Source organism: Microbacterium sp. SL62, from assembly GCF_026672635.1.
Lineage (GTDB): Bacteria > Actinomycetota > Actinomycetes > Actinomycetales > Microbacteriaceae > Microbacterium > Microbacterium testaceum_A.
The window spans coordinates 680,393-706,752 of record NZ_JAPPRM010000001.1 but is presented as its reverse complement, the minus strand read 5'-3'; the positions used below and the strand labels follow the sequence as shown (position 1 = coordinate 706,752).

At 70.6% G+C, this 26,360-nt stretch carries 23 protein-coding genes; 12 read left to right on the top strand and 11 right to left on the bottom strand.

Annotation, left to right across the window (positions count from 1 at the left end; genetic code table 11):
- Positions 1-148: 148 nt before the first annotated feature.
- From OVA26_RS03310 to OVA26_RS03295, 4 genes are all read left to right on the top strand, one after another.
- Positions 149-1,330 carry an LLM class flavin-dependent oxidoreductase gene (locus OVA26_RS03310; RefSeq protein WP_268102971.1) on the top strand — a complete coding sequence of 394 codons (1,182 nt, stop codon included), beginning with the start codon at positions 149-151 and terminating at the stop codon, positions 1,328-1,330.
- Positions 1,327-2,679, top strand: coding sequence for an NtaA/DmoA family FMN-dependent monooxygenase (locus OVA26_RS03305; protein ID WP_268102970.1), 1,353 nt, complete (start codon positions 1,327-1,329; stop codon positions 2,677-2,679). The genes OVA26_RS03310 and OVA26_RS03305 overlap by 4 nt, the downstream gene beginning before the upstream one ends.
- Positions 2,676-4,553 carry an FAD/NAD(P)-binding protein gene (locus OVA26_RS03300; RefSeq protein ID WP_268102969.1) on the top strand — a complete coding sequence of 626 codons (1,878 nt, stop codon included), beginning with the start codon at positions 2,676-2,678 and terminating at the stop codon, positions 4,551-4,553. Before OVA26_RS03305 ends, OVA26_RS03300 begins: the two co-directional genes overlap by 4 nt.
- Positions 4,554-4,619: 66 nt before the next feature.
- Positions 4,620-5,336 (top strand): GNAT family N-acetyltransferase, encoded by a 717-nt coding sequence (locus OVA26_RS03295; RefSeq protein ID WP_268102968.1) that lies wholly within the window; start codon positions 4,620-4,622, stop codon positions 5,334-5,336.
- 6 nt (positions 5,337-5,342) lie between these two features.
- Here OVA26_RS03295 and OVA26_RS03290 read toward each other — a convergent pair whose 3' ends face one another.
- On the bottom strand, positions 5,343-6,200 hold the full coding sequence (locus OVA26_RS03290) for a PhzF family phenazine biosynthesis protein (RefSeq protein WP_268102967.1): 858 nt from the start codon (positions 6,198-6,200) through the stop codon (positions 5,343-5,345).
- Entirely contained in the window at positions 6,197-6,712 is a 516-nt protein-coding gene (locus tag OVA26_RS03285) for a MarR family winged helix-turn-helix transcriptional regulator (RefSeq protein ID WP_268102966.1), read from the bottom strand. The genes OVA26_RS03290 and OVA26_RS03285 overlap by 4 nt, the downstream gene beginning before the upstream one ends.
- 64 nt (positions 6,713-6,776) lie before the next feature.
- On the opposite strand from OVA26_RS03285, the gene OVA26_RS03280 reads away from it, so the two are divergent.
- On the top strand, positions 6,777-8,000 hold the full coding sequence (locus OVA26_RS03280) for an FAD-dependent monooxygenase (protein ID WP_268102965.1): 1,224 nt from the start codon (positions 6,777-6,779) through the stop codon (positions 7,998-8,000).
- A 165-nt stretch (positions 8,001-8,165) separates the two neighbouring features.
- On the opposite strand, the gene OVA26_RS03275 is transcribed toward OVA26_RS03280, so the two are convergent.
- On the bottom strand, positions 8,166-8,690 hold the full coding sequence (locus tag OVA26_RS03275) for an adenine phosphoribosyltransferase (protein WP_268102964.1): 525 nt from the start codon (positions 8,688-8,690) through the stop codon (positions 8,166-8,168).
- A gap of 225 nt (positions 8,691-8,915) precedes the next feature.
- On the opposite strand from OVA26_RS03275, the gene OVA26_RS03270 reads away from it, so the two are divergent.
- Together OVA26_RS03270 and OVA26_RS03265 are read left to right on the top strand one after the other, a co-directional pair.
- Positions 8,916-10,595: a glycoside hydrolase family 13 protein gene (locus OVA26_RS03270; RefSeq protein WP_268102963.1), complete on the top strand. Its 1,680-nt coding sequence runs from the start codon at positions 8,916-8,918 to the stop codon at positions 10,593-10,595.
- A 26-nt stretch (positions 10,596-10,621) separates the two neighbouring features.
- Positions 10,622-11,626 (top strand): LacI family DNA-binding transcriptional regulator, encoded by a 1,005-nt coding sequence (locus tag OVA26_RS03265; RefSeq protein WP_268102962.1) that lies wholly within the window; start codon positions 10,622-10,624, stop codon positions 11,624-11,626.
- A gap of 85 nt (positions 11,627-11,711) precedes the next feature.
- Here OVA26_RS03265 and OVA26_RS03260 read toward each other — a convergent pair whose 3' ends face one another.
- From OVA26_RS03260 to OVA26_RS03245, 4 genes are all read right to left on the bottom strand, one after another.
- Entirely contained in the window at positions 11,712-12,314 is a 603-nt protein-coding gene (locus OVA26_RS03260) for a hypothetical protein (protein WP_268102961.1), read from the bottom strand.
- Between the two features lie 152 nt (positions 12,315-12,466).
- Entirely contained in the window at positions 12,467-14,446 is a 1,980-nt protein-coding gene (locus OVA26_RS03255) for a putative Ig domain-containing protein (RefSeq protein ID WP_268102960.1), read from the bottom strand.
- A gap of 74 nt (positions 14,447-14,520) precedes the next feature.
- On the bottom strand, positions 14,521-16,302 hold the full coding sequence (locus OVA26_RS03250; RefSeq protein ID WP_268102959.1) for a beta strand repeat-containing protein: 1,782 nt from the start codon (positions 16,300-16,302) through the stop codon (positions 14,521-14,523).
- 102 nt (positions 16,303-16,404) lie between these two features.
- Positions 16,405-17,700, bottom strand: coding sequence for a sigma-70 family RNA polymerase sigma factor (locus OVA26_RS03245; protein WP_268102958.1), 1,296 nt, complete (start codon positions 17,698-17,700; stop codon positions 16,405-16,407).
- A 138-nt stretch (positions 17,701-17,838) separates the two neighbouring features.
- Here OVA26_RS03245 and OVA26_RS03240 point away from each other — a divergent pair, with 138 nt between their 5' ends.
- Together OVA26_RS03240 and OVA26_RS03235 are read left to right on the top strand one after the other, a co-directional pair.
- Positions 17,839-18,264 (top strand): hypothetical protein, encoded by a 426-nt coding sequence (locus tag OVA26_RS03240; RefSeq protein WP_268102957.1) that lies wholly within the window; start codon positions 17,839-17,841, stop codon positions 18,262-18,264.
- Positions 18,265-18,497: 233 nt separating this feature from the next.
- On the top strand, positions 18,498-18,743 hold the full coding sequence (locus tag OVA26_RS03235; protein ID WP_268102956.1) for a hypothetical protein: 246 nt from the start codon (positions 18,498-18,500) through the stop codon (positions 18,741-18,743).
- 42 nt (positions 18,744-18,785) lie between these two features.
- Here OVA26_RS03235 and OVA26_RS03230 read toward each other — a convergent pair whose 3' ends face one another.
- Both OVA26_RS03230 and OVA26_RS03225 read right to left on the bottom strand, forming a co-directional pair.
- Complete coding sequence (locus tag OVA26_RS03230; protein WP_268102955.1) at positions 18,786-19,124, bottom strand: histone-like nucleoid-structuring protein Lsr2; 339 nt, start codon at positions 19,122-19,124, stop codon at positions 18,786-18,788.
- Positions 19,125-19,250: 126 nt separating this feature from the next.
- Positions 19,251-20,450: a sensor histidine kinase gene (locus OVA26_RS03225; RefSeq protein WP_268102954.1), complete on the bottom strand. Its 1,200-nt coding sequence runs from the start codon at positions 20,448-20,450 to the stop codon at positions 19,251-19,253.
- Positions 20,451-20,710: 260 nt separating this feature from the next.
- On the opposite strand from OVA26_RS03225, the gene OVA26_RS03220 reads away from it, so the two are divergent.
- Positions 20,711-21,322 (top strand): response regulator transcription factor, encoded by a 612-nt coding sequence (locus OVA26_RS03220; RefSeq protein WP_268102953.1) that lies wholly within the window; start codon positions 20,711-20,713, stop codon positions 21,320-21,322.
- A gap of 446 nt (positions 21,323-21,768) precedes the next feature.
- Here the strand turns inward: OVA26_RS03220 and OVA26_RS03215 are convergent, their stop codons facing one another.
- Together OVA26_RS03215 and OVA26_RS03210 are read right to left on the bottom strand one after the other, a co-directional pair.
- Positions 21,769-23,022 (bottom strand): DUF4190 domain-containing protein, encoded by a 1,254-nt coding sequence (locus OVA26_RS03215; RefSeq protein ID WP_268102952.1) that lies wholly within the window; start codon positions 23,020-23,022, stop codon positions 21,769-21,771.
- 140 nt (positions 23,023-23,162) lie between these two features.
- Positions 23,163-24,356: an NAD(P)/FAD-dependent oxidoreductase gene (locus OVA26_RS03210; RefSeq protein WP_268102951.1), complete on the bottom strand. Its 1,194-nt coding sequence runs from the start codon at positions 24,354-24,356 to the stop codon at positions 23,163-23,165.
- A 90-nt stretch (positions 24,357-24,446) separates the two neighbouring features.
- Between OVA26_RS03210 and OVA26_RS03205 the strand changes: the two genes are divergently transcribed.
- Positions 24,447-25,661, top strand: a complete 1,215-nt coding sequence (locus OVA26_RS03205) for an amidohydrolase (RefSeq protein ID WP_268102950.1) — start codon at positions 24,447-24,449, stop codon at positions 25,659-25,661.
- A gap of 100 nt (positions 25,662-25,761) precedes the next feature.
- On the top strand, positions 25,762-26,256 hold the full coding sequence (locus OVA26_RS03200; protein WP_268102949.1) for a hypothetical protein: 495 nt from the start codon (positions 25,762-25,764) through the stop codon (positions 26,254-26,256).
- Positions 26,257-26,360 lie beyond the last annotated feature (104 nt).

Below are 26,360 nucleotides of genomic sequence, written 5' to 3'. Positions count from 1 at the left end.
ACAGTCGAACGATCGGTGAGGCGCGGCCGGTATGTTCCGCCCCCGTCGTCGGTTCATGACGATTCGAGGCGTTTCGTTACGTCACGCATTGAGCCGTGTCGCGGTCCGGGCGACAGTGAGCAGCACTCGCCTGACCGAAGGAGCCCCGATGCCCGACCGCATCCACCTCGCCGTCGCCCTGGACGGGGCCGGCTGGCACCCGGCTGCGTGGCGCGAGCCCACGGCCCGGCCCACCGAGCTGACCTCGGCCGCCTACTGGCGCGCCCTGGCCCGTAGGGCCGACGGAGCGGGACTCGTCCTCGCGACGATCGAAGACGCGCTGAGCCTGGGCGGACGATCGTTCGAGCCGGATGCCGAGACCCGCCGCGACCGCGCCCGCGGGCGTCTCGATGCGGTGCTGCTGGCGTCGTTCCTGGCCCCGGCCACACGCCGGATCGGTCTCGTCCCCACCGCGACGACGACCCACCCCGAGCCCTTCCACCTGGCGACGGGCCTGCAGACGCTCGACCACGTGAGCGGCGGCCGCGCGGGTGTCCGACTCGTCGCGGGCTCGACCGCGCAGGAGCGCCGGAACTTCGGGCGCCGCACCGACGGACCGGCCAGGTTGCCGGCATCCGGTCGCGTCGAAGACGACCCCGCGCTTCTCGCCGCCTTCCGCGAGGCGGGGGAGGTCGCCGACGTCATCCGGCGTCTGGCCGACTCGTGGGAGGACGACGCGATCGTCCGCGACCTCGAGTCGGGGAAGTTCCTCGACCGCGAGCGGGTGCACAACGTCGAGTTCGAGGGGGAGTTCTTCTCGATCACGGGCGCGTCGATCGTGCCGCGGTCGCCGCAGGGACAACCCCTCATCACCGCTCTCGCGCACCAGACGGTCCCCTACCGTTTCGCGGCGGAGCACGCCGACCTCGTGTTCATCACTCCCGCCGACGCGACCGCGGTGGGGGGCATCCTCGGCGACCTCGACGGGGGCGACGACCTGCGCGTCTTCGCCGACCTGCTCGTGCTCGTCGAGGACTCGCGCGCCGAGGCCGAAGCCGTGTGGGCCCGCCTGCAGGAGCGCGCACCGCTCACGACCGACGCCCGGGTGGTGGTGGGGACCGCCGTCGACGTCGTGGGCGAGATCAGGGCCCTCGCCGCGGCCGGCGTCGACGGGGTCCGCCTACGACCGGCCCGGCTTCCGGCCGACCTCGACGCGATAGCCGACCGGGTCGTCCCCGCGGCGGCGGCCGCCGGCATCCTGCTCCCCGACGAGGGGGCGCCCACGCTCCGCGAACGTCTCGGACTCCCCCGTCTCGCCAGTCGCTACGCCCGTCAGGAGGTCGGCGCATGACCCGTCGGCAGATCCACCTCGCCGCGCACTTCCCGGGTGTGAACAACACCACCGTGTGGACCGACCCGAGCGCGGGCAGCCAGATCGACTTCTCGTCGTTCGAGCACTTCGCGCGCACGGCCGAGCGCGGCTTCTTCGACTACCTCTTCCTCGCCGAGGGGTTGCGGCTGCGCGAGCACCGCGGGCAGCTGCACGACCTCGACGTCGCGGGACGCCCGAACACCCTCGCGATCCTCACGGCCCTGGCCGCCGTCACCGAGCACATCGGCCTGGTCGGCACGCTCAACACGACCTTCAACGAGCCGTACGAGCTGGCGCGGCAGCTCGGCACCCTCGACCTCTTGTCGAACGGCCGCGCGGGGTGGAACGCCGTGACCAGTTCGGACGCGTTCCACGGCGCGAACTTCCGCCGCGGCGGCTACCTCGATCACGCCGACCGGTACGTGCGGGCCGCGGAGTTCGCCGCCCTGTCGAAGGCGCTGTGGTCGTCGTGGCGCGACGATGCCATCGAGGCGGATGCCGAGACGGGTGAGTTCCTGCGCGCGGACGCCATCGAGCGCGTCCGGCACGAGTCGCGGTTGTTCGACGTCGACGCGGTGTTCGACGTGCCGCGCTCCCCGCAGGGGCGACCGGTCATCGTGCAGGCGGGCGACTCCCCCGACGGCCGGGACTTCGCCACGCAGCACGCCGACGTGATCTTCTCGCTGCACACCGCGTTCGACGACGCGCAGCAGTTCTACCGCGACGTGAAGGGCCGGCTCGCCGCGAACGGTCGCGACGAGGACTCGCTCAAGATCCTGCCGGCCGCGACCTTCGTGCTCGGCGACACCGCCGACGAGGCCCGCGAGCGCTCGCGGGAGATCGCCCTTGCCCAGGTGCGGCCGCAGACGGCGATCACCTACCTCGAGCAGATCTGGAACCGCGACCTGAGCGGCTACGACCCCGACGGCCCACTCCCCGACCTCGAGCCCGACACGGGCGTCGAGACGGCGCAGGGCTTCGCCGGTCGTCACGCGGCGGTCCGCACCCGCGTGGGTACGCTGCGCGCGCAGGCCGCGGCCGAGGGCCTCAGCATCCGCGAGCTCGTCATCCGCCTGACCGCGACGCACACCTTCGTCGGGACACCGGAGCACGTGGCATCCGAGATCGACCGCTACGTGCAGGAACGCGCCACCGACGGGTTCACCGTCGTCGGTCACGTCACCCCGCACGGCCTCGACGAGTTCACCGACAAGGTCGTGCCGCTGCTGCAGGAGCGCGGGTCGTTCCGCCGTTCGTACGACGAGGGCGCCACGCTGCACGACCTGCTCGGCCTGCCCCCGGTCCCCGCGAACGCCGGGGTGCGATGACCGAGCTCGTGATCGTCGGGGCGGGACCGCGCGCGGTCATGCTCGTCGAGCGCCTGCTCGCGCGGCGGGCACTCGGCCCGCTGCGCATCACCCTCGTCGATCCGTTCCCCCCGGGGGCGGGGCGCATCTGGCGGCGCGAGCAGTCGCCCCTGTTGAAGCTGAACTCGATGGCGCGCGACGTGACCGTCTTCACCGACGAGTCCTGCACGATCGCCGGGCCGATCCGTTCGGGGCCGTCGCTCATCGAGTGGGCCGAGCGGGTGCGCGCGGGCACCCTCCCCGACGTCGCGATCGACGATCCGGAGGTGGATGCCGAGCTGCGCAGCCTCCGCCTCGACTCCTTCCCCACGCGACGACTGCAGAGCGCGTACCTCGACTGGTTCTGGCGTCGTACGGTCGCGATCGCCCCGCCCGGGGTCGAGGTGCGGTGGCACGAGGGGACCGTGCAGTGGGTCGACGACACCCTCGACGGGTATGAGGTCGCTCTCGCCGACGGCATCCGCCTGCCCGCCGACGTGCTCGTCTACGCGATGGGCCACAACGCGCGCGAGCCCGAGGACGCGGTGGTCGTCCTTCGGGACGCCGCCGTGGGCGCGGGGCTGACCTACGTCCCGCCGGCGTTCACCGCCGACGCCGACCTCTCCGTCTTCGCCCCCGGCGACGACGTGATCGTCCGCGGAATGGGATTGGCCGCTGTCGACGCCGTGGTGTTGCTCACCGCCGGCCGGGGCGGGGTCTTCACCCGGCACGCGGACGGACGGCTGCACTACGAACCGTCGGGACTCGAGCCGCGGCTGCACCTCGGATCCCGCCGCGGCGTGCCCTATCGCTCGAAGGTATCGTCGCAGCTGCAGGGCGACCCGCCCGTGCGCGAGGTGCTGACCCCCGCCGCGGTCGCGGAGCTGCTCGCCCGCCCGGGCACCATCGACTTCCTCGACGACGTGTGGCCGCTCATCGCCCGCGAGCTCGTGTGGGGCCACTACCGGGAGCTGTTCACCGGCCACCCCGAGCGCGTCGCCACGACCTGGGAGGTGTTCCGCGAAACCCTTCGAAAGGTGGATGCCGACACCGCGGCCCTCCGCCGCGCCGCGGCCGCGGTGGTACCCGATCCCCTCGACCGCTTCGACGTGCGGGCGCTGGACGTGCCGCTCGGCGACGAGAGCTTCGCGGGTCCCGCCGAGGTGCACGAGAGGGTGCTCCGGCACATCGTCGACGATCTACACCTGCGCACGACCCAGGAGCGCAGTGCGGCGCAGGCGCTGTTCCTCACGATCCTGTCGTCGTTCCTGGGGCTCTCGGACATCCCCACCGAACGGTGGAGCGCGCGGTCCCGCGCCATCGACCTGCCGGTGACCTGGCACGCCTTCTTCAGCTACGTCGCCTCGGGGCCGCCCGCGCACCGGCTGGAAGAGTTCCTCGCTCTCGCCGAGGCCGGGATCGTGCGCTTCCTCGGGCCCGACATCACCGTGCACGTCGACGCGGACCGGGGCTTCGTCGCGTCGTCACCGCGGACCGCGGGTGAGGTGAGCGCGCGCGGACTGATCGACGCGTGGCTGCCCGCGGCCACCGCCTCGGCGAGCGAGAACCCCGCGCTTCGCGAGCTCGCGAGCCGCCACGGCCGCGAGGTGCACGTGTCGGACGAGACGTTCACCGGCTCGCTGGGGCGCATCGACGTCGACGCCGACGGCCGCGTCGTCGCACGGGACGGGCACGCGCGCGCGGCGATGTTCGCGATCGGACCCTTCACCTCGTCGATGGAGGCCGGGGCTTTCACCCGCCCGCGCTCCGACTCGCTGTCGCTGCGACAGACCGACCGGATCGCCGGGGCCGTCGCCGCCGCCCTCGCCGCGCGGGCCCCCGCCGGGGTGCGCTGAGGCCCCGCGGAATGCGCAGCGCCTGACGCTGTTGTCTTACGTGCACCTCCCCCAGAACGGATGCCCATGACCACCACCTCCGCCCTCCCCGTTCCGCACGCCGACGCCACCGTGCTCGACAACGCCGCGTGGCATGCCCTCGCCGGTCCGCACGCGCACTTCGCGATCGGCGGCGACCTCGTCAAGCGCTATCCCGAGGACGTCGCCCCCTTCGTGGCCGTACGCACCTGGGACGATCCGGACGTGTGGGAGGCCCTGCGCGACCTCGTCGGGCCCGGCGCCGACGTGGGCCTCTCGGGCTTCGAGGGCGAGATCCCGACCGGCTGGGAGTGGGTCGGTGGCGGCGAGGGTGTGCAGCTCGTCGAGACGGACGCCCTTCGCACCCGTCCCGACGATGAAGCGATCGAGCTGGGAGCCGACGCCGCCGCCGAGATGATCGACATCGTCGCGCGGAACCAGCCCGGCCCCTTCCGCCCCCGCACCTACGAGCTCGGCCGCTACATCGGCATCCGCCGCGAGGGTCGTCTCGTCGCGATGGCGGGCGAGCGCCTGCACCCCGCCGGCTGGACCGAGATCAGCGCGGTCGCCGTCGACGCCGACCACCGCCGCCAGGGGCTCGCCTCGCGGCTCGTCCTCGACGTCGCGTTCCACATCCAGCAGCGGGGAGACCGCGCGATGATGCACGCCGCCGCGAGCAACGTCGGTGCGATCGCCGCGTACGAGCGTCTGGGCTTCGCCCTGCGTCGGCGCAACCGCTTCGCGGCGGTGCGCACGCCGGCGTGATCGACGTCAGTGCTCGAGCGGCGTCGCCGTCCCGCTGACGCGCACGCCGCCGCTCGCCGGGACGTCGACGCGCAGTTCGCTCGGCCGTCCCACGTGCCGCCCCTGTCGGACGGTGAACGAGAAGGGCGCCGTGCGCCCCACGCGGTCGCGCAGGTACGCCCCGAGCGAGGCCGCCGCCGACCCCGTCGCCGGGTCCTCGGTGATTTCGCCCACGGGGAACAGATTGCGGGCCTCGAACGCCTCGGCATCCGGGCTCTCCGCGTGCACGACCATCACGGTGCCCGCCCATCCGCGTTCGTCCATCAGCGCCCGCAGGGCCGCCGGGTCGAAGTCGAACGAGTCGAAGCGCTCGCGCGAGGCCACCGCTACGACCGGATGCGTGTTGCCCGCGAAAGACTGCGCCAGCGGCAGGCGCACGTCGAGATCGTCCGCGGAGAGATTCAGGATGCCGAGCAGCCGCCGCCCCACCTCGGCATCGAGCTCGCTCTGCACCGGGTCGACGCTCGTGAAGCCGGCCGTCACGCGACCGTCGGCGTCGACAGTGGTCTCGAGGGCGATCTCGCCGGCCGCGGTGTCGAAGACGAAGGGACCGGGGCCCTCCGCCTCGGCCAGGGCCACGGCGGTGGCGATCGTCGCGTGCCCGCAGAACGGCACCTCGGCGCCGGGCGAGAAGTATCGCACCCGCGCGCGCCGATCGTCGCGCGCGGTGATGAAGGCCGTCTCGGGGTAGGCGAGGTCGGTCGCGATCTGCTGCATGCGCGGCTCGTCGAGGCCCGTGGCATCGAGGACGACTCCCGCCGGGTTCCCGCCGCCGGGCTCCGCGGCGAAGGCGAGCAGGTGCAGGATGCCGGGGCGGGTCGTCATGTGTCGATTCTGGTCGATACGGGTTCTTCACGAAGGCGCGTGTTGGCGGCGGCCGCGGCGTGCACCATGCGCCGGAGGAAGGCGTGGATCACGCGCAGCTCGTCGTCGGGCGTCTCGCGGACGGCAGCAGCGATCTCGGCGCCGGCGAAGTCGAGGAAGCGCTCGGTCCCGGCCAGCGCCGCCGCGGTGGGGCGCACGATGACGCGACGGCGGTCGTCGCCCTCCCGATGGCGGGTGACGTACCCGGCGCGCTCGAGACGGTCGATGAGCACGGACACCGCCCCCGACGTCATGCCGATCTGCCGGGCCAGTGAAGCGGGAGACAGCGGGCTGTCGGACTGCGCGGCCCACACGATCTGCCCGAGGGCCTCGGCGTCCGAGACGGGAAGCCCCATCCAGGTCGAGAGGTGCCTGTTGAGCTCGTCGGACGCCATCGTCCAGTCGCGGAGGCCGTGCATGACGCCGACCTCGACATCGGACCAGGACAGGGAGAGAGAGTTCGACGCGGCCACGCAATGACTTTACAGTCAAGTGACTTTGCCGTAAAGGTATATCTACCGACTTCGAGGAGACCCCATGACCGCACCGCACGCCCTCATCACCGGCGCCAGCATCGCCGGGCTCTCCGCCGCCTGGTGGCTGCGTCGGATCGGCTGGGACGTCACCGTCGTCGAGAGAGCACCGGCATTCCGAGACGGCGGTCAGAACGTCGACGTGCGCGGCGTCGCTCGCGCGGTTCTCGAGCGCATGGGCCTGACCGAGGCGATCCGTTCGAAGAACACGACCGAGACCGGCACGGTGATCGTCGACACGAACGACAAGGTGATCGCCGAGCTCCCCTCCAACGGACCCGACGGCGCGACCGCCGAGCTCGAAGTGCTGCGCGGCGACTTCGCGCGCGCGATCCTCGAGGCTCTTCCCGCCGGTGTGCGGTTCGTCTACGGCGAGTCCGTGACCGAGGTCGACGAGTCTCGGCCCGATTGCGTGACGGTCGTCACGACCGCCGGCGACCGTCTCGACGCCGACCTGCTCGTTGTCGCCGAGGGCGTCCGATCCGCCACGCGCGACCTGCTCTTCGCAGAATCCGAGGTGGATGCCGATCCCCTCGGCGTCACGATGGCCTTCGGCACGATCCCGCGGACGGACGACGACGATGATCGGTGGCGGTGGTACAACGCGGTCGGCGGCCGCCAGGTGCACCTACGGCCCGACCCGTACGGCACCACGCGCGCGATCCTGTCGTACGCGGGCGAGGACGACCTGGTGGGACGCGATCGCGACGATGCCCTGCGCGTCCTACGCGAGCGTTACGCCGACGCCGGGTGGCAGGCGGAACGCGTCCTCGACGGCTTCGACTCGTCCGACGACGTGTACATCGACGAACTCACGCAGATCCGGATGCCGGGATGGCACCGCGGTCGCGTGTGCGTGATCGGCGACGCCGCGTGGTGCGTGACACCGATGGGAGGGGGCGGGGCATCTTTGGCCCTGACCGGCGGATACGTGTTGGCGGCGTACCTCTCGCAGGCCGAGGGGCACCCCGACCGCGACCGACTCGATGAGGCCCTCGCCTCTTTCGACGCGTGGATGCGGCCCCTGGTCGACGAGATCCAGGGCTTCCCACGCGGAATGCTGAAGCTCGCGTACCCGCACTCGCGGCTCGGTCTCGCCGCGCGCAACGTGGTCACGAAAGCGATGACCGCGCCGCCACTGTCACACCTCATGGCGAAGATGACGCAGGTCGCGGACACCGATCAGCGGCTGCCGGAGCTGAGAGAGCCGGCGCTCGGCGAGGCGTGACACGTCGTTCCGCGGGGCGGCGACGTGCCGGGATCCGCAAGTTCACGGCATCCGCGCAGCACGGGCTGGGGGCGGCGGGGCTCCGATAAGGCCCCGGATTACCTCTCCTGACGCGACGCACGCCGCGGGAGTCGACGCTGGGTGAGGTCGACCCGGCGGGCCGCGTCAGACGTGAAAGACGGAGTGCAGGTCGCCGCCGAGGGCCTCGCGGCCACCCAGGCCGTCGATCTCGAGCAGCGTCGCGATGCCCACGACCTCGCTGCCCACGGCCTCGAGCAGCTCGCGACCCGCGCCGAGGGTTCCGCCGGTGGCGAGGACGTCGTCGAGCAGCAGCACGCGGGCGCCCTCCGCGGCGTCGTCGTGCATCTCGATCTGCGCCGAGCCGTACTCGAGGTCGTACGAGACGGTGGCCGCGGGGCGGGGAAGCTTGCCGGCCTTGCGGATCGGCATGAGTCCCACGTTCGCGACGATGGCAGCGGCTCCGGCGAGCAGGAAGCCGCGCGCCTCGACTCCGGCGACGGCATCGAAACGGCCGGCGAACGGTTCGATCAGCGCCTCGACCACGTCGCGGAGCGCCGCGGCGTCGGCGAGCAGCGGCGTGATGTCGCGGAACACGATCCCGGGCTTGGGGTAGTCGGGGATGCTCGTGATGAGCGATTCAGCGCGGGCGAGGGCGGAGGCGTCGGGCACCGACCCAGCCTAATCGCGCAGACTCCGCCGCCGGGGGCGGCACGGGAACTCGGAAAGTTCGGCACGGGATCGCCGCGGCGTGCACAGCGGCGGATGTTCCGGCCGACGCGCCGAGGCCGCTCGGATACGACGGGCGTGTCGGCGGAACGCCCCGCAGGTGCGCTCGCGTCCACCGCCGGCACGCCTGTCGACCGAAGTGCAAGCGCTTGCAGTAAGGTCGACGCCATGACTTTCACGCAGGAAGACGCGCGCGCCGATCTCGTCGCCGCTCCCGGCTCGGAGTGGTGGCGCACCGCCGTCATTTACCAGATCTATCCCCGCTCGTTCGCCGATGCCTCGGGCGACGGCCTCGGCGACCTGCCGGGCGTGACCGCCCACCTCGACGACCTGAAGGACCTCGGGGTGGATGCCATCTGGCTGAGCCCCTTCCAGCGCTCCCCGCAGAAGGACGCGGGCTACGACGTCGCCGACTACCGCGACGTCGACCCGATCTTCGGCACGCTCGCCGACTTCGACGCGATGCTCGCGGGCGCGCACGATCGCGGCATCCGGGTCATCGTCGACCTCGTCCCCAACCACTCCAGCGATCAGCACGTGTGGTTCCAGGAGGCGCTGAAGGCCGCTCCCGGCAGCCCCGAGCGCGCGCGGTACATCTTCCGCGACGGCAAAGGTGAGAACGGCGAGCTGCCCCCGAACAACTGGGAGAGCGTCTTCGGCGGCGGCATGTGGAAGCGCGTGACCGAGGCCGACGGCACGCCCGGCCAGTGGTACCTCCACATCTTCGACGAGACCCAGCCCGACTTCGACTGGACCAACGACGAGGTGCGCGCGGAGTTCCGCGACATCCTGCGTTTCTGGCTCGACCGCGGGGTCGACGGATTCCGCGTCGATGTGGCGCACGGCCTCATCAAGGCCGAGGGGCTGCCCGACTTCACGCCCGACCCCGAGGGCGGCTCGATGGGCGGCGACGCCGAAGAGGTGCCGTACTGGGGCCAGCCCGGTGTGCACGAGGTGTGGCGCGAGTGGCACGAGGTGCTCGCCGCGTACGACGGCGACCGCGCCCTCTGCGCCGAGGCGTGGCTGCCCACCGTCGCGCAGACCGCCCTGTGGGTGCGGCCCGACGAGATGCACCAGGCGTTCAACTTCCACTACCTCGAGACCGCCTGGGATGCCGCTGCCCTCCGCGACGTGATCGGCGAGTCGCTCGCCGAGTACGCCGCCGTCGGCGCCCCGAGCACCTGGGTGCTGTCGAACCACGACGTCGTGCGCCATGCCTCGCGCCTCGCACTGACGGCCGAGAACCCGCAGGGTGCGGGCATCGGCCCGAAGACGCCCGGCAAGCCCGACCCCGTGAAGGGTCTGCACCGCGCCCGCGCCGCCACCTCGCTCATGCTGGCCCTGCCGGGCTCGTCGTATCTGTACCAGGGCGAGGAGCTGGGCCTGCCCGAGGTCATCGACCTGCCCGACGACGCACGTCAGGACCCGACCTGGTTCCGCACGAACGGCGAGCGGTACGGGCGCGACGGCTGCCGCGTGCCCATCCCGTGGACCGCCGACGCCCCCGCTTACGGCTTCAACACGACGGGTGAGTCGTGGCTGCCGCAGCCCGCGGAGTGGGCCGACCTCGCTCGCGACGTGCAGGTCGACGACCCCTCGTCGACGCTGACGCTGTACCGGTCGCTGCTCGCCGAGCGCCGCGCACGCAACCTGGGCGCGGGAGAGCTCGAGTGGCTCGACGGCTTCGGCGACGACGTGGTGGCGTTCCGCAACGGCTCGCTGCTGGTGATCGCCAACCTCGGCGACGGCGCGGTCGAGCTGCCCGCGGGCGAGGTTCTCATCGCGAGCGGCCCGCTCGACGGCGAGCGCCTGCCGACCGACACGACCGTCTGGATCGCGGCGGCCTGAGCCGCGGCATCCGGAATCGCGAGACCGTGGCCGGTATCGACGACGTCGCGCGCGCGGCGGGTGTGTCGACGGCCACGGTCTCGCGCGCGTTGAGCGGGCGCGGACCCGTCTCGACCGCCACGCGCGACCGGGTGCTGGCCGCGGCCGACCGGCTCGGCTACGTCGTGTCGGCGGCGGCATCGAGTCTGGCAACCGGGCGGGCGCGCGCGGTGGGCGTGGTGGTGCCGTTCCTCGACCGGTGGTTCTTCAGCACGGTCCTCGCCGGCATCTCCGACGCCCTCGTCCGCGAGGGCTACGACATCACGCTCTACAGCGTCAGCGCCGACCCCGCTGAGCGCCGACGCGTGTTCGACGACCACCTGCGCCGCCGCCGCATCGACGCCGTCATCACGGTCGCCCTCGAATTGGATGCCGAGGAGTCGACGTCCCTGCGCGGCCTCGACGTTCCCATCGTGGCGATCGCCGGCCCGAACCCGCTGTTGACGACTCTGACGGTCGACGATCTCGCCGTGGGCCGCGCGGCCACCGAGCATCTGCTGGGGCTCGGCCACCGCCGCCTGGCTCACATCGGTGCGGACGCCGCGACCGCCGCGGGCTCGACGGTGCCGGGGCTGCGCCGTCGGGGCTTCCTGGAGCAGCTGGCGGCAGCGGGCATCGCGGATGCCGTGGTGGAACCGGCCGACTTCACGATCGAGGGAGGCTCGGCGGCGGCGACCCGGCTGCTCACGGCAGAGCACCGGCCGACCGCGCTGTTCGCCGCGTCAGACGAGATGGCGATCGGTGCGATCCTCGCCGCCCGGGAGCTCGGCCTGCGGGTTCCCGACAACGTCTCGATCATCGGGGTCGACGGCCACGAGCTCGGCCGATGGTTCTCGTTGACCACCATCGACCAGTTCGCGCGGGGTCAGGGGGCGCGTGCAGCCGAGGCCGTTCTCGCCGCTCTCGACGGTGCCGAGCCGGGCCGGGGCCTGGGCACCCTGCCGTTCGAGGTCGTCGACCGGGGCTCGACCGCGGCTCCGCCGCCGCGCTGACGTGCGGGTCGCGGTGATGCTTTCTCAGACCCCCGGGTCCGCATCCTGCTCGAGGATTCTCCCGACCCGGTGTGCACGGGCCGCCCTACAGGGTGAGGAGGCTCACGACCGAGAGAACGAGTCCGAGTCCGAGCGAGACCGCCCATGCGACGGCCGCCGCGCCGTGCCAGGTCTGCCGCTCCTGCCAGCGGAGACGCCGCGGGTCCTGAGCGTCCATGCGCCGGAGGGCGTACCCCGTCACGAAGAGTGCGGGCGCGGCCAGAATGAGACTTACGAGCGTGAGGGCGAGCTGAAACAGGATGCCGTCCCCTCGCGGGCCCACGGACACCGCACCCCAGACACCGGTCACTGCGACGACGATGTCGCGCGGAGCGCACAGGACCATGATCCCGACGCCACCGCAGATCACGAGGAGCGCCCGCAGAAAGCTGTCTCCGCGCGTCGGTCTGGGCGCCGGGACCGGACTCTGGCGGCTCCACATCTCGCGTCGGAGTCGGCGGAGCGCGAGAGGCCACACGACGGTTGCGATGAGGAGGGCGAGAAGCCCCGAGAAGATCTGCTCCGACGACACGGCGAGCCCGAGCCGATCGGCGAGCACGACCCCGCCGATCCACGCGAGCAGCGCGATCGGGACTCCCCCGGCGATCACCAGGACGGCGATGACTGCTCGCAATCGCGCACGGGGCACAGCAGATGGATCCCTTCTCTCTCGTGGTGTTCCGACGGTGCGGGAGGGCACCAGCAGGCGTCCCGCGCGCAAGACCGCGACAGCCGACGCGCCCGGTTCGGTCCGCCCGCCTCGAGGGTGGGCACGGACCGAACCGGACGTGATGTGAGGATTTAGAGCCGACGCCGTCGCGCGCGGGCCAGAGCCCATGAGCCGAGCGCCACGAGTAGGAGCGCACCGCCGAGGAGGACGGGTGCCATCGCGCCGTTCCCGCCGGTGACGGCGAGCTTGCTGCTCCCCGCACCCGCCGCCGTCGTCGGCGTCGCGGACGGGGCGACGGTCACCGGTGCGGCTGCGACCGCCAGCGTGTAGGCGCGCGCGTCGGATCCGGCGGCATTGGCGGCGGCGACGGTGAAGGAGAAGGATCCCGAGACCGTCGGCGTTCCGGAGATGACCCCGGTGGAGGAGTCGAGGGTCAGACCGGCAGGAAGCGCACCGGAGCTGACGGTGAAGGTGATGGGCCCGGAGCCCGACGCGGTGACGGTGTGCGAATAAGCCGTGCCGGCGGTCGCTGCCGGGGGCGTCGGGGAGGTGATGACCGGCGCCGCGAGGACCTGCATCGAATAGTCGGCCGTGTCCGTTCCGTCGGCGTTCGTCGCCGTGACCTGGAAGGAAGACGAGCCCGCCGTGGTCGGGGTGCCGCTGATCACACCGGTGGCCGCGTCGAGGGTCAGGCCCGCCGGCAGCGCTCCGGAGCTGATGGCGTAGAAGATGGGGCCGTTGCCGGTGGCGGCGATCGTCGCGGTGTACGCCGTCCCGCTCGTGCCGTTCGGGACGGCGGTGGTCGTGATGACCGGCGGCTGGGCCACGTAAACCGTGTACGCCTGCGAGTCCGCGCCGGCGACGTTGGTTGCCGTCACCGTGAAGGTGTGGGTCCCTCCCGCCGTGGGGGTGCCGGTGATCGCGCCGGTGGCGCTGTTCAGTGACAGGCCTGGGGGGAGCGCTCCGGCGGAGACCGCGAAGGTCCGCGGCAGCGAGCCGGCGGCATCGATCGTGGCGGAGTACGGAACGCCTGCGGATGCGGCTGGCACGGTGGTGGTGAGGATGTCGACGGCGGTGGCCAGGACGGTGACCTGGCTGTTGGTTGTTCCCGCGTTGTAGATGTACCCGTTTACCTGGTCCACGGCGATGCCACGGTTCAAACCGGTGGGGGCGGCGGCGATCTGGGCCACGGTACCTGCGTTGAGATCGATCAGACGGGGCTTGCTCGCGCTGAGGAAGCCCACGACGAGGTAGTTGGAGCTGTCGATGTAAGAGAGCGCTGCAGCCGAAGTCGACCCGAGTGGGTAGGTGGCCACGGTCGCCAACGTGGACGCGTCGAAAGCTGTCACCTCGCTGCTGCCGCTGCCGGTGGTGACGAAGACCCGGCCACGGGCGCTGTCGATGGCCACGCCATTGGAGTTGTTCCCCCCGGAGGCGAGGGTGGACGCCGTCGCAACGACGACGAAGTCCGAGGTGCGCATGGCTGTAAGCACCCCGTTCGCAGTGCCGTAGAGGAGCCCGCGTGTGGCGTCGACGGCGATCTGCGTGTACGACACGGCCGCTGTCGGATGCTGCGCGATGATCGCACCCGATGCGGGATCCAGTTCGACGATGGAAGAACCGGCGCTGTCCGTAGCGGACACGAACAAGTGACCCGTGGACGGGTCGTACGCCGTGGACGAGAAGGTGGTGCCGGCCGGAGCGGGCCAGAAGACCGACGCCGTCGAGGGGTTCAGCACGTCGAAGACGTCGATACCCGCGGTAGACGTGACGTAGAGCCGCGACCCGTCCGTCTTCTCATCGAGCTCACGGTTGCTCCCGCCCTGACCTGCACGGAGGACCCGCTGCGTGGTGGACGGCGGCGACGCCGACAAGTCGGTGACGTTGAGATTGCCCCCGCCCCCGTTCGCCGAGTAGAGGACGTTGCCCGCGCTCGGCTTCAGAAGAAGGAAGGCGCCGTTCGTGGTGGAGAACTGGTCGACCACCACGGGCGGCGAAGAAACCGCTGAGGCCTGCAGCGCGGGCGCCATCACGAGCGCACCGGCCAGCAGCGCGGCCCCGAGGACCTTCGGGTACCAGCGGCGGGCCGACGGACGGTGAGAGGGAGACATGGACGACTTCTTTCTGAACGGTGCGCGCGGCGCGCAATCGGGAAGGCGGGATGTTCGAGTTTGCGGTGAGCCGCTCAGGACTGATGGCGTCGGCGTGCGCGGATGACGACTCCGGCACCGACGGCGAGGAGCAGCACACCACCGCCCACGAGAACGGGAGCGAGCGCTCCGTCCATGCCGGTGACGGCGAGCTTGCTGCTCCCCGCACCCGCCGCCGTCGTCGGCGTCGCGGACGGGGCGACGGTGACCGGCGCGGCTGCGACCGCCATCGTGTACACGCGAGAGGCGGTCCCGATGGCATTGGTGGCCGTGATCGTGAAGGTGAACGCCCCCGACGCGGCCGGTGTCCCGGAGATGACGCCGGTCGTCGAGTCCAGGGAGAGTCCCGCGGGGAGGGTGGACCCGGCGGCGAGAGCGAAGGTGATCGGGCCGGTTCCGGTGGCGGTGATCGCCTGCGAGTACGGGGCGCCGGCGACCGCGTCGGGAACGCTGTCCGTGGTGATCATCGGCGCCGCAGCGACAGCCATGGAGTAGGTCTTGGTGTCGGAGCCCATGATGTTGGTGGCGCTGACCTGGAACGAGAACGTCCCCGCCGCTGTGGGCGTTCCGCTGATGACGCCGGTGGCGGGGTCCAGGGCGAGACCGGCCGGCAGGCTCGTGCCGTTCGCGAGAGCGAAGGTGATCGGGCCGGTCCCGGATGCCGCGATCGCCTGCGAATACGCGGTCCCCACTGTCCCGTCGACCACGCTCGTCGTGGTGATCTGTGGCGCAACCGCCACCGTGAACACGATCCGCGTCCACGGCCCCTGAGTGGCGGAGCCATCTCGGGTGGTCTGCGTGAATGTCACACCGACCGGGCCGGGCTGCACCGTCTCCGTCGGAGACAGTGCGGCCCCGTTCGCCCCGGACGTGGGAGTGGGGGTTCCCGCACCGATCAGTGTCAGGGTACCGGGGGCGGTGCCTGAGGCCCACTGCGTTCCGATCGCTGCGCCTGCACCCGTGCCGACGCCGTTCACTGCGGCGGACGCGGTCACATCTCCCCCGGAGATGGTGACGTTGGCCCCGCTGCGCCCGCCGCCGATGCCTGCTCCCTGCGTCGACGTCGCGACGACCGTACCGGCCGTGATGGTGACGAATGCCGCGCCCACCATGTCGCTCGAGCCGCCGATACCCGCGGCACTACACGATCCTGTCGCGGTGACCTTGCCTCCGTTGATGGTCACGTTCGTCGGGTCGCTGGCGTTGTCAGCGGCGCCGATACCCGCGCCGCAGTTCGTGGTGAATGCGGTCACATCGCCACCGTTGATCGTCACCGATCCCGTGCCCGACCCGTATTGACCGCCGCCGATGCCAGGACCGTCGTATCCGGTCGAAGCGGTGATCGTGCCGCCGTTGATGATGATCGTCCCGGCGCCTCCGCCTTGAGCGCCGCCGATCGCTGCGGCGCCCGTATCGGTGTACACGGCGAGGCTTCCCCCTCCGGTGGCCTCGATAGTGAGCGTCCTCCCTGTGCTGACGTCGATGACCGCCCGTCCCGGAATGCTGGTGAGACCGTCGGTGGTGGCGGCGCTGAGACGGTGACCGTTCAGGTCGAAGGTGATGTTCGAACCGGCAGGGGAGATAAGCGGGTCGGCCGGCGAGCCCTCGCACGCATGGGTGATGTCGGCACCGAGGCAGATCACACCGCCGCTCGCCGGCGCCGTGGCGAACGCGGCCTGCAGGTCGGGCCAGGTCGTGGGTGTCACCGTGCAGGTCGCGGCCTGGGCGGGCGACGCTGCCAGCGCCCCGAGAGCGACCGGGGAGATGCTCGCTCCGAGCGCGGCGGCTCGTCGGGCGATGGAACGGGTCGAAGGCATGTCGTGGTCCCCCCAAGGGCGCACAGAGATCGTCCCCGGGCCGGGACGTTCCCTGCACAGTAGATGTGGACGAATGCACTCACTCGCCCCGCGAAAGGGTTGTCAACTTTCGGTGACAGACCCGGCGCCAGGCGGAAAATCGCCAGTAGCGGTCCCCTCGAAATCGAACTGGCCCGCCCGCGCATGAACGACGACACGGTAGGCGGGTGAGGCCGTCGTGCCGTCGGAGACGACGGTGAGGACGGCGTCTATCGGTCCCGGGCCGGGGTCGCACACCACAGTGTCGGCACGCGTCTCGCACCTCCATGCGGGAGGCATCTCGCCGAGGCGCCCGCCCTCGATCGTGAGGGCGATTGAGTCGGCCCGCCAGGTCTCCGCGTCGACGGCGAAAGAGAGCGACAGGGTGGTCGATGAGATCGCTTCGGCGGTGAAGTGCGCGGGAGGTTCGGTGGCCGAGGTGAGGAAGAGCGTGACGAGTCCGACCGCGGCCAAGGTCGAGCCGGCAGCGGCGGTCAGCGCACCCGGCGTGAGCCCCGTGAGCGCCCGCGAGATCACGCTCCTCCCGCGCTCCACCACCTGGTCACGACTCCCGCGTTGAGCGGGCGAGAGAGCCGCGGCAGCAGGGGGCTCGCTCACGGATGACGCGACGAGGACGGTCGTGACGCCGAGCGCCGACGTCAGGGTCGCCCACCGCCGCCAGTTGTCTTGGCACGTGCGGCAGCCGCCGATGTGCGCCAGCCCCGGTGCATCGGGTTCGTGCGCCCGCCACTCCGGCTGCGGAGTCCGCGGAATGTGCGCGGCGTTGGCGGCGCAGTCGGCGTGCCCCCGGCGCAGTGTCGACACGAGAGTGGCGCGGCGGAGGGCGAGTTTGGCTCGTCGGAGCAGATTCGAGACGGCGGCGGCGTTTCGACCGAGTTCGCTGGTCAGCTCGGAGGGCTTCCGTCCATGAACGGTGACGGCGTCGAGAACCTTCCGCTGGTCCTCGGGGAGGCTGCGGAAGGCTTCCCGGATGAGCGTGAACTCGCCATCCAGCTCGATTTCGCGCAACGACTCGTCGACCGATTCGTCCGTGGGCGTCCCCTCGAGGCCGAGGGGAACATCTCGGGAACGCGATGCACGGTATTCGTCGACGACGATGTTCCGCATCGTTCGGATGACATACGTGTGCGCGTGGGATCGGGGTCCGGTGCCCTGGTTCCATTTCTGCAGAAGCCGGGAAAGGGCTTCGCTGAGGACGTCGTCGGGGTCGAGGGGCGCCGAGGTGACATGGTTCGCCATCCGTCTCAGGTAGGGAAGCACACTCTGCAAGTACCGGGCCGCCGCGGCTCGGTCTCCGGCGGCCGCACGAGCGGCGAGGCGGTCCGCGTCCCCCGCCGTCGTACTCTCCTCAGCTCTCATCGGCATCCCCTCCTCGAAGGAGCGGAGTTCGCCCGCAGGGGTCGGCGATAGATTCCTGCGCCCCGGGCGTCAACCGATGGAAGGAGTTTCGTTTCCCGCGCTGTCTCATGCGCGGGGCCCGCACATGAAGGAGTCCCGATGAACATCTCCCCCTCCACTCCCGCCGACAGAGGGCCGGCCGTGAAACCCCTGCGGCGCGCGGTGCACGACGCTCTCACCGGACCGCACCGTGTCGTGATCATCACGGGAGCGACGAAACGCCTGCGATCGACCATCGTCGCGGATGCCGTGGAGCAGACGTCCGAGTGGATACGACTGACGGCCCCGACAGCGACCGCCGTCCGCACGGCACTGGATCTGATGCCGTCCGGTGTGGTGTTCGCCGACGACGTCGCCCTGGTCGACCTGTGGGACGTGCTGGCGGAGGCATCGCGCGTCGCGCGAAACGACACTCAGCGCGTCATCATCACCTGGCGGTTCCACCCCGAGATCGCCCAGCTCGCGGCCGCGACCAGCGGAGCACATCACCTCGCTCTCCCGCATCATGGCGGTTCCTCTCACTAGGCCGATGCCCGCTTGTTCCTCGCCGGCGCGGCCGAGCCCGCGCTGGATCTGGTGAGCGGCGGACGAGCCCGCCCCTCTCCGTCGGAGAGTGCCTGGGGCGCGACGCAGGGTGCGATCGGTGGTCAGAAGTTGACAAACGGCGTCGGCGCGCGCCGGGGCCGAGGTGGGCGTTCCTACAGTGATGCGATCACCGGGCATCCCGGGCCCGGCGACCTGATCCCGAGGTGATCGCGATGCCGACATTCTCTGCCCCCGCCGCGCTCCGCGCGTCTCAACGCTCCGCCGGAGCACACCCTCACCCGCTGCGATCGGACGACCCGCCCGGCGACCCGACGATGACGTCGGAGAGTGCGAACGGCCGCGACGCGGGCCGGGCCGAGTCGCTGTCGTTCTTCCGGGGGGCTCTCATCGCCGCTCTTCTCGTCATCCCCGTGTGGGGCGGTGTGATTGCCGTCGTGGCCCTCGCCCTCTCGCGGTAGGCGAACGGCGAGCGCGCCGCCCGTCGTCGGGCGGAGGAACGCTCAGTCCCGGGATGAGGAGTGATTCGCCGCCCGGTAGGCCTCGAGGACGGTATTCGACATCCTGCCCTTGTCACTGACCGCGAAGCCGTTCGCGGTCGCCCATCTCCGGATGGCCTCGACGTCACGGGTCGACGCCGCGCGTCGCGTGCGGGCGGGACCCCCGGAGCGGCGGCCGGCGGCCACGTAAGGGGCGAGAATGTCACGAAGGGTCTGGGCGTTCCGTCTCGAAAGATCCACCTCGTACACACGACCGTCGATCGAGAAGTGGACCGTCTCGCCGTCTTCGATGACTGCCCCGTCGAGGTCGTCGACCATCTGGATGATTTTCCGCTGCGCCACTTGGGAGGCCTTTCGTCTTCTCCGATGCGGCGACAAACGCCGCAATGCGTGCGAATCTAACGACCCGCTGACACGGCTGCGGAGCAATCCCGGTGGGAGATCAACTTTCGGCCACGAGAGCGCGCGCTATTCCGCGGAATGTCCCGACCGGTGGGCCGCGTCCGTCATTTGGTGACCACCGACTTCGTCTAAATCGATGGGCAACATGAGAGTCAAGTACGCACGGGCGTCGTCTGTTGCGAAGGTCACCACTCCCCCGACGGGAACGGCATCTGCCTGGAGGCTTCGAATGCCATTCCCGCTCGAGATGGGGTGTCCCGCCTCATGTTCCTCTGCGCGTGGACTCGCGATGGTGAAGGTCACCGTCGCTGATCGCTCGTCGAACGCGGAAGTGACGTCCGCCCGAGCAGGCCGCGCGTATTTCACGGCGTTCGTCAGTCCCTCGCGGACGGTGCGTACGACGAAGTCGGAATGAGCACCGCTGAGCGGGAGGTCGTCGACGACGTCGATCGACACGGCGAGCCCCGCGCGCTCGACTTCGCGGACGATATCGGCAAGCCTGTCTTCCAGCACAGCCCTGCTCGACGTGGACGTGAGGTCGGTGACGGTATTCGCGAGCGCCCGCGCAGCCGCCCGGTTCTGATCGCGGATGGTGCTGAGCGCTTCTCTGATCTCGCTGTCGGTCAGCCGGGCGGTCTCGATGCTGCTGACGAAAAGGTTGATGAGCGCCAGATTGTGACCGAGTTCGTCGTGGAGCAGGCGGGCGATGCGTGAGCGCTCCGTCTGCGTCGCCTGCTCGGAGATACGAGGCGCCTGCTTCATCGCGTCGAGGAAGAGGTCGGTCACCTCGGCGTTCCGCCGACGCTGGTGGCCGGCAACAATTCCCGCGAAGCCCGCGCCGGCGGTGGTGAGGATCGAGAACACCGCGATGAGAGCGGCGAGGCCGGCGTTGGAGGTATTCGCCCAGCGAATGAGGTAAAGCACGAAAAGTCCGGCGCTCGATGTCATCCCCGCGATGACGAAGCAGATGGTCACCCGTGGGGTGTACCGGAGCCCGAGGAGGAACATCATCGCCCACCCGGCGGGGGCGGCGATGGGTGTCAGGGCGGCGGTGGCGAGGACGATCCCGGCGACGAGACGCGTGCGCTTGTGATTCCAGAGGAGAGCGGTCACCCCGACGGACCCGATCGCGAGGGTGACGAGCAGATTCCACATTTGCAGAGGCGGGGCGGCCAATGCGAAGAGGCCCAACCCGATCGCTCCTGCACCCACAGCGAGTAGTGCGTTTCGCCGATACGACTGGAAGTAGTCGAGGTTGTCTTTCACCAATGCGTCCTCCGCACGGTCGGGTGCTGCATCGCGGCACAACGAGCGGTCCGCCCAACGCCGATCGGGTTCAACGTGAGTGCGTTTCCCGTCTCTCGACGGATTGGACACCGACAGTACCGGATACCGCCCGCCCTCAAGATGCTCCGTGTCAACCGATGTTGATAGTTGTGCTGCATCTCGCCCAGGGAGGACGGAGGTCGGGTGATACGTTTCGTCTCCGGCGCCTGGGGGTGCTCGCGAGGGAGAATCCGATGAACGTGTCTAGCAAGCCGGCTCGCGTGATGGTGATCGATGATGATCCGCTGGTGCGCACCGGCATCAGGCTCCTGTTGCGCGGGAATACGAGCGTCTCGATCGTGGGTGAATTCGCCGGCCATCGGGGGCTCCTGGAGGCCGTGAAAGACCTGCAACCCGACGTTCTTCTCATGGACCTCTTCATGCCCGAGGAATCAGGTCTCTCCGTCGCGCGCCGGGTCCGTCTCATTTACCCGGACCTGCGCATGGTCCTCATGTCGTCGATTGACAACCCGGCGCTGTACGCGGACGCACGCAACGTCGGCGTCAACGCTTTCGTCGCCAAGACGGCTCCCGCAGCCGACTTCATCACGGCGCTCGTCGGCGCAGACTCCTCATCGAAGACCAGCACCACCGTGCTCTCCGACAGAGAGATCCAAGTCGTCGAATTGCTGGCGATGGGGGCGAGCAACGAAGAGATCTCCGCGGCCCTGCATTTGAGTCAGAACACGGTCAAGACGTACGTGTCCCGCGCGATGGACAAAACCGACACCACGAACAGAGTCCAATTGTCCAATTGGTTTCACGGTCTCACCGAGTCACATCTGCTCGGTGATCGGGTGGATACGCCATAACTGCGCGAGCGTCACCTGAAGTGGACAAATTCGCGCTCGGCCCTCCTGGCGGGCGGGTACACGGTCAGGATGTTGTCCGCGCGAGATAGCTCCTCGCGTGGTCAGAGCCTGTGGTGGGCCGCTCGGGGCGGGTGTGGAAGTTCGAGATTCACGCCCGCCTCATCCCACCTTCGACTTGAGCAACCTGTTCTCCCCCTAGAGACTCCCCCGGTTGCTCAAGCGCCGAATGTACCCGATTCGGCGTCGGGCGGGGGGACGCGGCCCACTCTGCGTCTCCCCGCTCACCCCTCCGTGTGCTCCTCCGCCGGTGGGCACGTGCCCACCGTCAGGACACAGACGACTCTCATGGCGCCGTCGGCGAACTCACCACCGTCGCACCCGGCGCGGGGCACCTCCCGCCCCGCGCGCCAAGCAGCGCCTCGCATGGGCTCCGTTCGCGCCCGGCGTCAGCGCGCCGAGCCCACCAGCGACCCGGTGGTCTCCTCGACGGCCGGGTCGTACAGCAGGCACGAGATCTCGCGATCGCCGTCGGCCCACGTACTCTCGGTCGGAGCGACGAACTGGTAATTCAGAGCCGACTGGTCGAAGGGGATGCCGACGAACGACGGGAATGCGGCGTCGCAGCCCTCCTGGGCCGCGGTCGCGATCGCGTCGTCGCCCGGGAACGTCCCCTCCGGCAGGAGGAAGCTGCTGAACACCTCGTACGTGTGCGGGACCGCGCAGTCGACGAGGTTGGACGAGCTGATGAAGCCGCCCGGAACGTCGTCGAGGCAGGCGCCGATGGGCAGCGTGAACGTGTCGCCGTCGCCCGGGGCCGCCTCGCTCGGGCCCACGGTGACGCCGCCGTCCTGCGGGTAGTCCGGGATGTCGAAGGGGTCCGACGAGGACGCCTGCGAACCGACCGCGATCGAGAAGATCACGAGACCGATCACGGCGATGATCGCCAGGACGCTGATGACCGCGCCCGCGACGATGCCGGTGATGGCGAGGCCGCGTCCCTTCTCGCCGGTGCGCTTGATCTGGGCGAGGGCCACGGCACCCGCGATGATGCCGCCGACGGGGAACACGAAGCCGAGGATGATCGCGAGGATCGAGATGCCGTTCGTCTTTCCCGGAGCGGCGGGAGCGGTGCCGTAGGGCGAGGCGCCGTACGCGGGTGCACCCGTCCGGGGGTACTCCGGCGTCGCACCGGAGGCGGGGGCGGCGCTCGAGCCGTCCGCGGCGGCAGCGGCCGCGCCCGGGTACCCGGGCGGCGCCGGCGGAACCGGAGGTGCCCACGTGCCGTCGGTCGCGACCGGCTGCTGCGCGGCGCCCGCGTCGGACGGGGCCGCCGGCACGCCGCCGACGAGCAGGCCCTGCTGAGCCAGGCGCTCACCGGTGAGATGAGCCGCTTGTCGCACGACATCGCCGGCCTTGGCCGCGCCGATCGCGCCGCCCTTGAAGAACCCGCCGACCGCGGAGTGCTCGAACGACGCGAGCGCCCCCTCGGCAGCCTGAGAGAAGTGCACGTCGAAGCGGACGTGCATGTCTTGACCCGCGAAGGCTCCGGCGACGAGGGTGGTGCCCATGCTGCCGCGCGAGACGTCGAGGGAGCCGGATGCCGTCGGTTGCACCGAGAAGCCCTGCTCGGCGAGGGCGTAGCCGACCGCGTCGCGGGCTCGATCGACGGGGACGGACAATCGGAGTTCAGCGGTGGCCATCGGGCGCTCCTGGGGGTCTCTCGCGCCGAAGACTGTCAGCGCGCGTCCAGGTTAGTGCCGCGGAGCCGTCCGCACGAGCGCGGAGCCCGGCGCACGGCGAGGGGCGAGGCCGTCCGCACCTCGCGCCCTCGCCCGCACCGTCAGCGGATTCGCCCGACGAGGTCGTCGCGCGTCAGGGTGTCCGCCTCGGCGAGCACCGCGCGGGCGGCATCCCGCGCCTCTTCGACGTTCCAGAGCAGGACGCCGACGACCCGATCGTCGTCGAGGTAGTAGACGACGCCGCGCTCGGTGTCGATCCAGTCCTCGACCGTCTCGAGAGAGGAGTCGAGGGTTCCGACCGCCTCGTACCGGATGCCGAAGACCGCCGAGTAGTAGTACGGCGTGTGCGTGTAGGGCTCGGCGGCGCCCGCGAGATTGCGTCCGGCCGCCTTGCCCTGCTCGTTGGCGTTGTCGACATGCTCGACGCGGCGGCGCCCGAGCAGGCGGTCGGGGTAGCTGGCGACGTCGCCCGCGGCGTACACGTCGTCGGCCGACGCCCGCAGCTGCGCGTCGACGTGCACGCCGTCGTCCACCGTCAGCCCGGCGTCCTCCGCCAGGTCGGTGGCGACCTCGATACCGAGACCGCTCACGACGGCATCCGCGCGGACCTCGTCACCGTTCTCGAGGTCGAGGCGGGCGCCCGCGGCATCCACTTCTCCTCCCGAGACCTTCGAACCGGCGACGATCTCGACGCCGGCATCACGGAAGAGCTTCTCGAACCGCTCCGCGAGCGCCGGCGGGAACACCGCGTCACCGAGCACCGCACCGGTGTGGATCAGCACGGTCTCGACGTCGTTCTGCACGAGGGCTGCGGCGAGCTCCGAGCCGATGTAGCCCCCGCCGACCACGGCGATGCGGTCGACGTCCTTCGAGAGGGCGCGCAGGCGGCGGTAGTCCTCGGCCGTGCGGAAGGTCAGTGCGCGCTCTCCGTTCGAGCGGTCGTCGACGGGGAGGGGGACGGGCTTGCCGCCGGTGGCGAGCAGGAGCTTGCCGTACGAGAACGTCTGGTCTCCGGCGTCCACTTCGTGCTCGTCGGGGCGGATCGCCGCGGCGCGCGTGCGCAGCCGGATGTCGGCGCCGGTGTCGTCGGCGGTGCCGAGGGGCACCTTCTCCCACGTGAACTCGTCATCGGTCCACAGCTTCTTGCTCAGGGCGGGGCGCGTGTACGGCTCGTCGACGTCGTCGCTCAGGATCCCGATGGATCCGTCGGCGTCGATCTCGCGGATGCCGCGGGCGGCGGTGTCGGCGACCATTCCGCCGCCGACGATGAGGTAGTCGAAGTGTGTGGTGGTCATGGCGCCAGCGTCGCCGCTCAACCTGACCGAAGCGGATGGGTTGCGGGGGTGAGCGGCATCCGGTAGCGCCCCGCTGACTAGGCTCGGGGCATGAGCGTCGACCTCGAAAGCCTCTACACCGACCTGCACGCCCACCCCGAGCTGTCGTTCCAGGAGACGAGAACGGCCGGTGTCATCGCCCGCCACCTCGCCGATCTCGGGCTCGACGTCGAAGAGGGCGTCGGCCGCACCGGCCTCGTCACGACCATCGCCAACGGCGAGGGTCCCGTCGTGTGGTTGCGCGCCGACATGGACGGCCTTCCCGTCGAGGAGCAGACGGGCCTCGCGTACGCCAGCACCGCGCGCGGCACCGACCCGGCCGGCAACGCCGTCCCCGTGATGCACGCGTGCGGCCACGACATGCACGTCACCGCCCTGATCGGCGCCCTCGAGCGCCTCGTCGCCACTCGCCACGAGTGGGCGGGGACGGTCGTCGCCGTCTTCCAGCCCGCCGAGGAGTACGGGGCGGGCTCGAAGGCGATGATCGCCGACGGCGTGCTCGACCGGTACCCGAAGCCCGACATCGTGCTCGGCCAGCACGTCACGCCCCTTCCCGCCGGCATGATCGGCGTGCGATCGGGCACGCAGATGGCGGCATCCGACGGCCTCACCGTCGTGCTCCACGGCCGCGGGGGTCACGGCTCGCGCCCGCACTCCACGATCGACCCCGTCGTCATGGCCGCCGCCACCGTCATGCGCCTGCAGACCGTCGTCTCGCGCGAGGTCGACCCCCGCGACGTCGCCGTCGTGACCGTCGGATCGATCCACGCCGGGCTGAAGAACAACATCATCCCCGCCGAGGCCAGGCTCGAGCTGAGCCTGCGCTACCCCGACGACGCCGCGCGCGAGCGCGTGATGACGAAGGTCGAGCGCATCATCCGCGCCGAGGCCGAGGCATCGGGGGCCGAGCAGACGCCCACCATCACCACCGATCACACCCTGCCGCCGACCATCAACGACACGGATGCCACGGCCCGCCTCACCTCGGCGTTCCAGCGCTCGTTCGGTGAGGGCTCGGTCGTCGACCCCGGTATGTTCACCGGGAGCGAGGACGTGTCGTGGTTCGCGCGCGAGTCGGGCGCCCCCCTGGTGTTCTGGTTCTGGGGCGGTGTCGATCCCGAGACGTTCCAGAAGGCCTTCGCGGGAGGCACCATCGAGCGCGACATCCCGACGAACCACTCGCCGTACTTCGCCCCGGTGATGCAGCCGACGATCGACCGCGGCGTGGAGAATCTCGTCGTGGCGGCGCGGGAGTTCTTGGGCTGAGGGCGTCCTGCCTCCGGCAGGAACCGCGAGGCCGGTAGCCCTCGCGCCTCGCCGCGATCCGTGTGAGGGTGGGATCTCGCCCCTTCCCCCGGAGGACGCTGTGACCACGACAGAGAACACGACGCCGCTCCTTCCCGGAGCGGCGCTCCTCGTCGGCATCCGCTCCCTGCTCGTCTGGGCCATCGTCGCGTCGGCCGTGTCGGCGATGTTCCTCCGCGGCACGCACCAGAGCTGCTCGGGCGGCCTCGCCGCGAACGGACAGGGGTTCATCGATGCCGGCGGCGCTCCGACCGCCATCGAGCCGCGGTGCGGGTTGATCGAGTTGAGTCCGAGCCCCCTCCTTTTCGCCCTCCTCGCGGTGGTCGTGATCGGAACGATCACCCGCATCCTCCGCCGAGCCGGTGACGAAGATCACGCCTTCCGCATGCTGAACAACGCGCGGATGGCGATCGTCGTCCTCACGCTGGTGGCCCTGGCCGTCGGCTGGATCGCGATCATGACAGTGCACGTCGACGACTGGAGCTCGTTCTCGCTGTACTCGCCGTTGCCGTTCGGGCAGTTCGACATCGAGACGTGGCCGATCACACAGCGGTAACCGGGGACGGGACACGGAGCAGAGTCACACCGCGGGGTGTGCCGACGGACGACGCCGACGCGAACCCCTCCCTCACGCGAAGTCCAGCCCCTCGGCGACGGTCC

Excerpts from the sequence above, each read along its gene's own strand:
- OVA26_RS03310 (WP_268102971.1), top strand. The coding sequence starts at position 149 with ATGCCCGACCGCATCCACCTCGCCGTCGCCCTGGACGGGGCCGGCTGG.
- OVA26_RS03305 (WP_268102970.1), top strand. The coding sequence starts at position 1,327 with ATGACCCGTCGGCAGATCCACCTCGCCGCGCACTTCCCGGGTGTGAAC.
- OVA26_RS03300 (WP_268102969.1), top strand. The coding sequence starts at position 2,676 with ATGACCGAGCTCGTGATCGTCGGGGCGGGACCGCGCGCGGTCATGCTC.
- OVA26_RS03295 (WP_268102968.1), top strand. The coding sequence starts at position 4,620 with ATGACCACCACCTCCGCCCTCCCCGTTCCGCACGCCGACGCCACCGTG.
- OVA26_RS03290 (WP_268102967.1), bottom strand. The coding sequence starts at position 6,200 with ATGACGACCCGCCCCGGCATCCTGCACCTGCTCGCCTTCGCCGCGGAG.
- OVA26_RS03280 (WP_268102965.1), top strand. The coding sequence starts at position 6,777 with ATGACCGCACCGCACGCCCTCATCACCGGCGCCAGCATCGCCGGGCTC.
- OVA26_RS03270 (WP_268102963.1), top strand. The coding sequence starts at position 8,916 with ATGACTTTCACGCAGGAAGACGCGCGCGCCGATCTCGTCGCCGCTCCC.
- OVA26_RS03255 (WP_268102960.1), bottom strand. The coding sequence starts at position 14,446 with ATGTCTCCCTCTCACCGTCCGTCGGCCCGCCGCTGGTACCCGAAGGTC.
- OVA26_RS03250 (WP_268102959.1), bottom strand. The coding sequence starts at position 16,302 with ATGCCTTCGACCCGTTCCATCGCCCGACGAGCCGCCGCGCTCGGAGCG.
- OVA26_RS03245 (WP_268102958.1), bottom strand. The coding sequence starts at position 17,700 with ATGAGAGCTGAGGAGAGTACGACGGCGGGGGACGCGGACCGCCTCGCC.
- OVA26_RS03240 (WP_268102957.1), top strand. The coding sequence starts at position 17,839 with ATGAACATCTCCCCCTCCACTCCCGCCGACAGAGGGCCGGCCGTGAAA.
- OVA26_RS03235 (WP_268102956.1), top strand. The coding sequence starts at position 18,498 with ATGCCGACATTCTCTGCCCCCGCCGCGCTCCGCGCGTCTCAACGCTCC.
- OVA26_RS03215 (WP_268102952.1), bottom strand. The coding sequence starts at position 23,022 with ATGGCCACCGCTGAACTCCGATTGTCCGTCCCCGTCGATCGAGCCCGC.
- OVA26_RS03210 (WP_268102951.1), bottom strand. The coding sequence starts at position 24,356 with ATGACCACCACACACTTCGACTACCTCATCGTCGGCGGCGGAATGGTC.
- OVA26_RS03205 (WP_268102950.1), top strand. The coding sequence starts at position 24,447 with ATGAGCGTCGACCTCGAAAGCCTCTACACCGACCTGCACGCCCACCCC.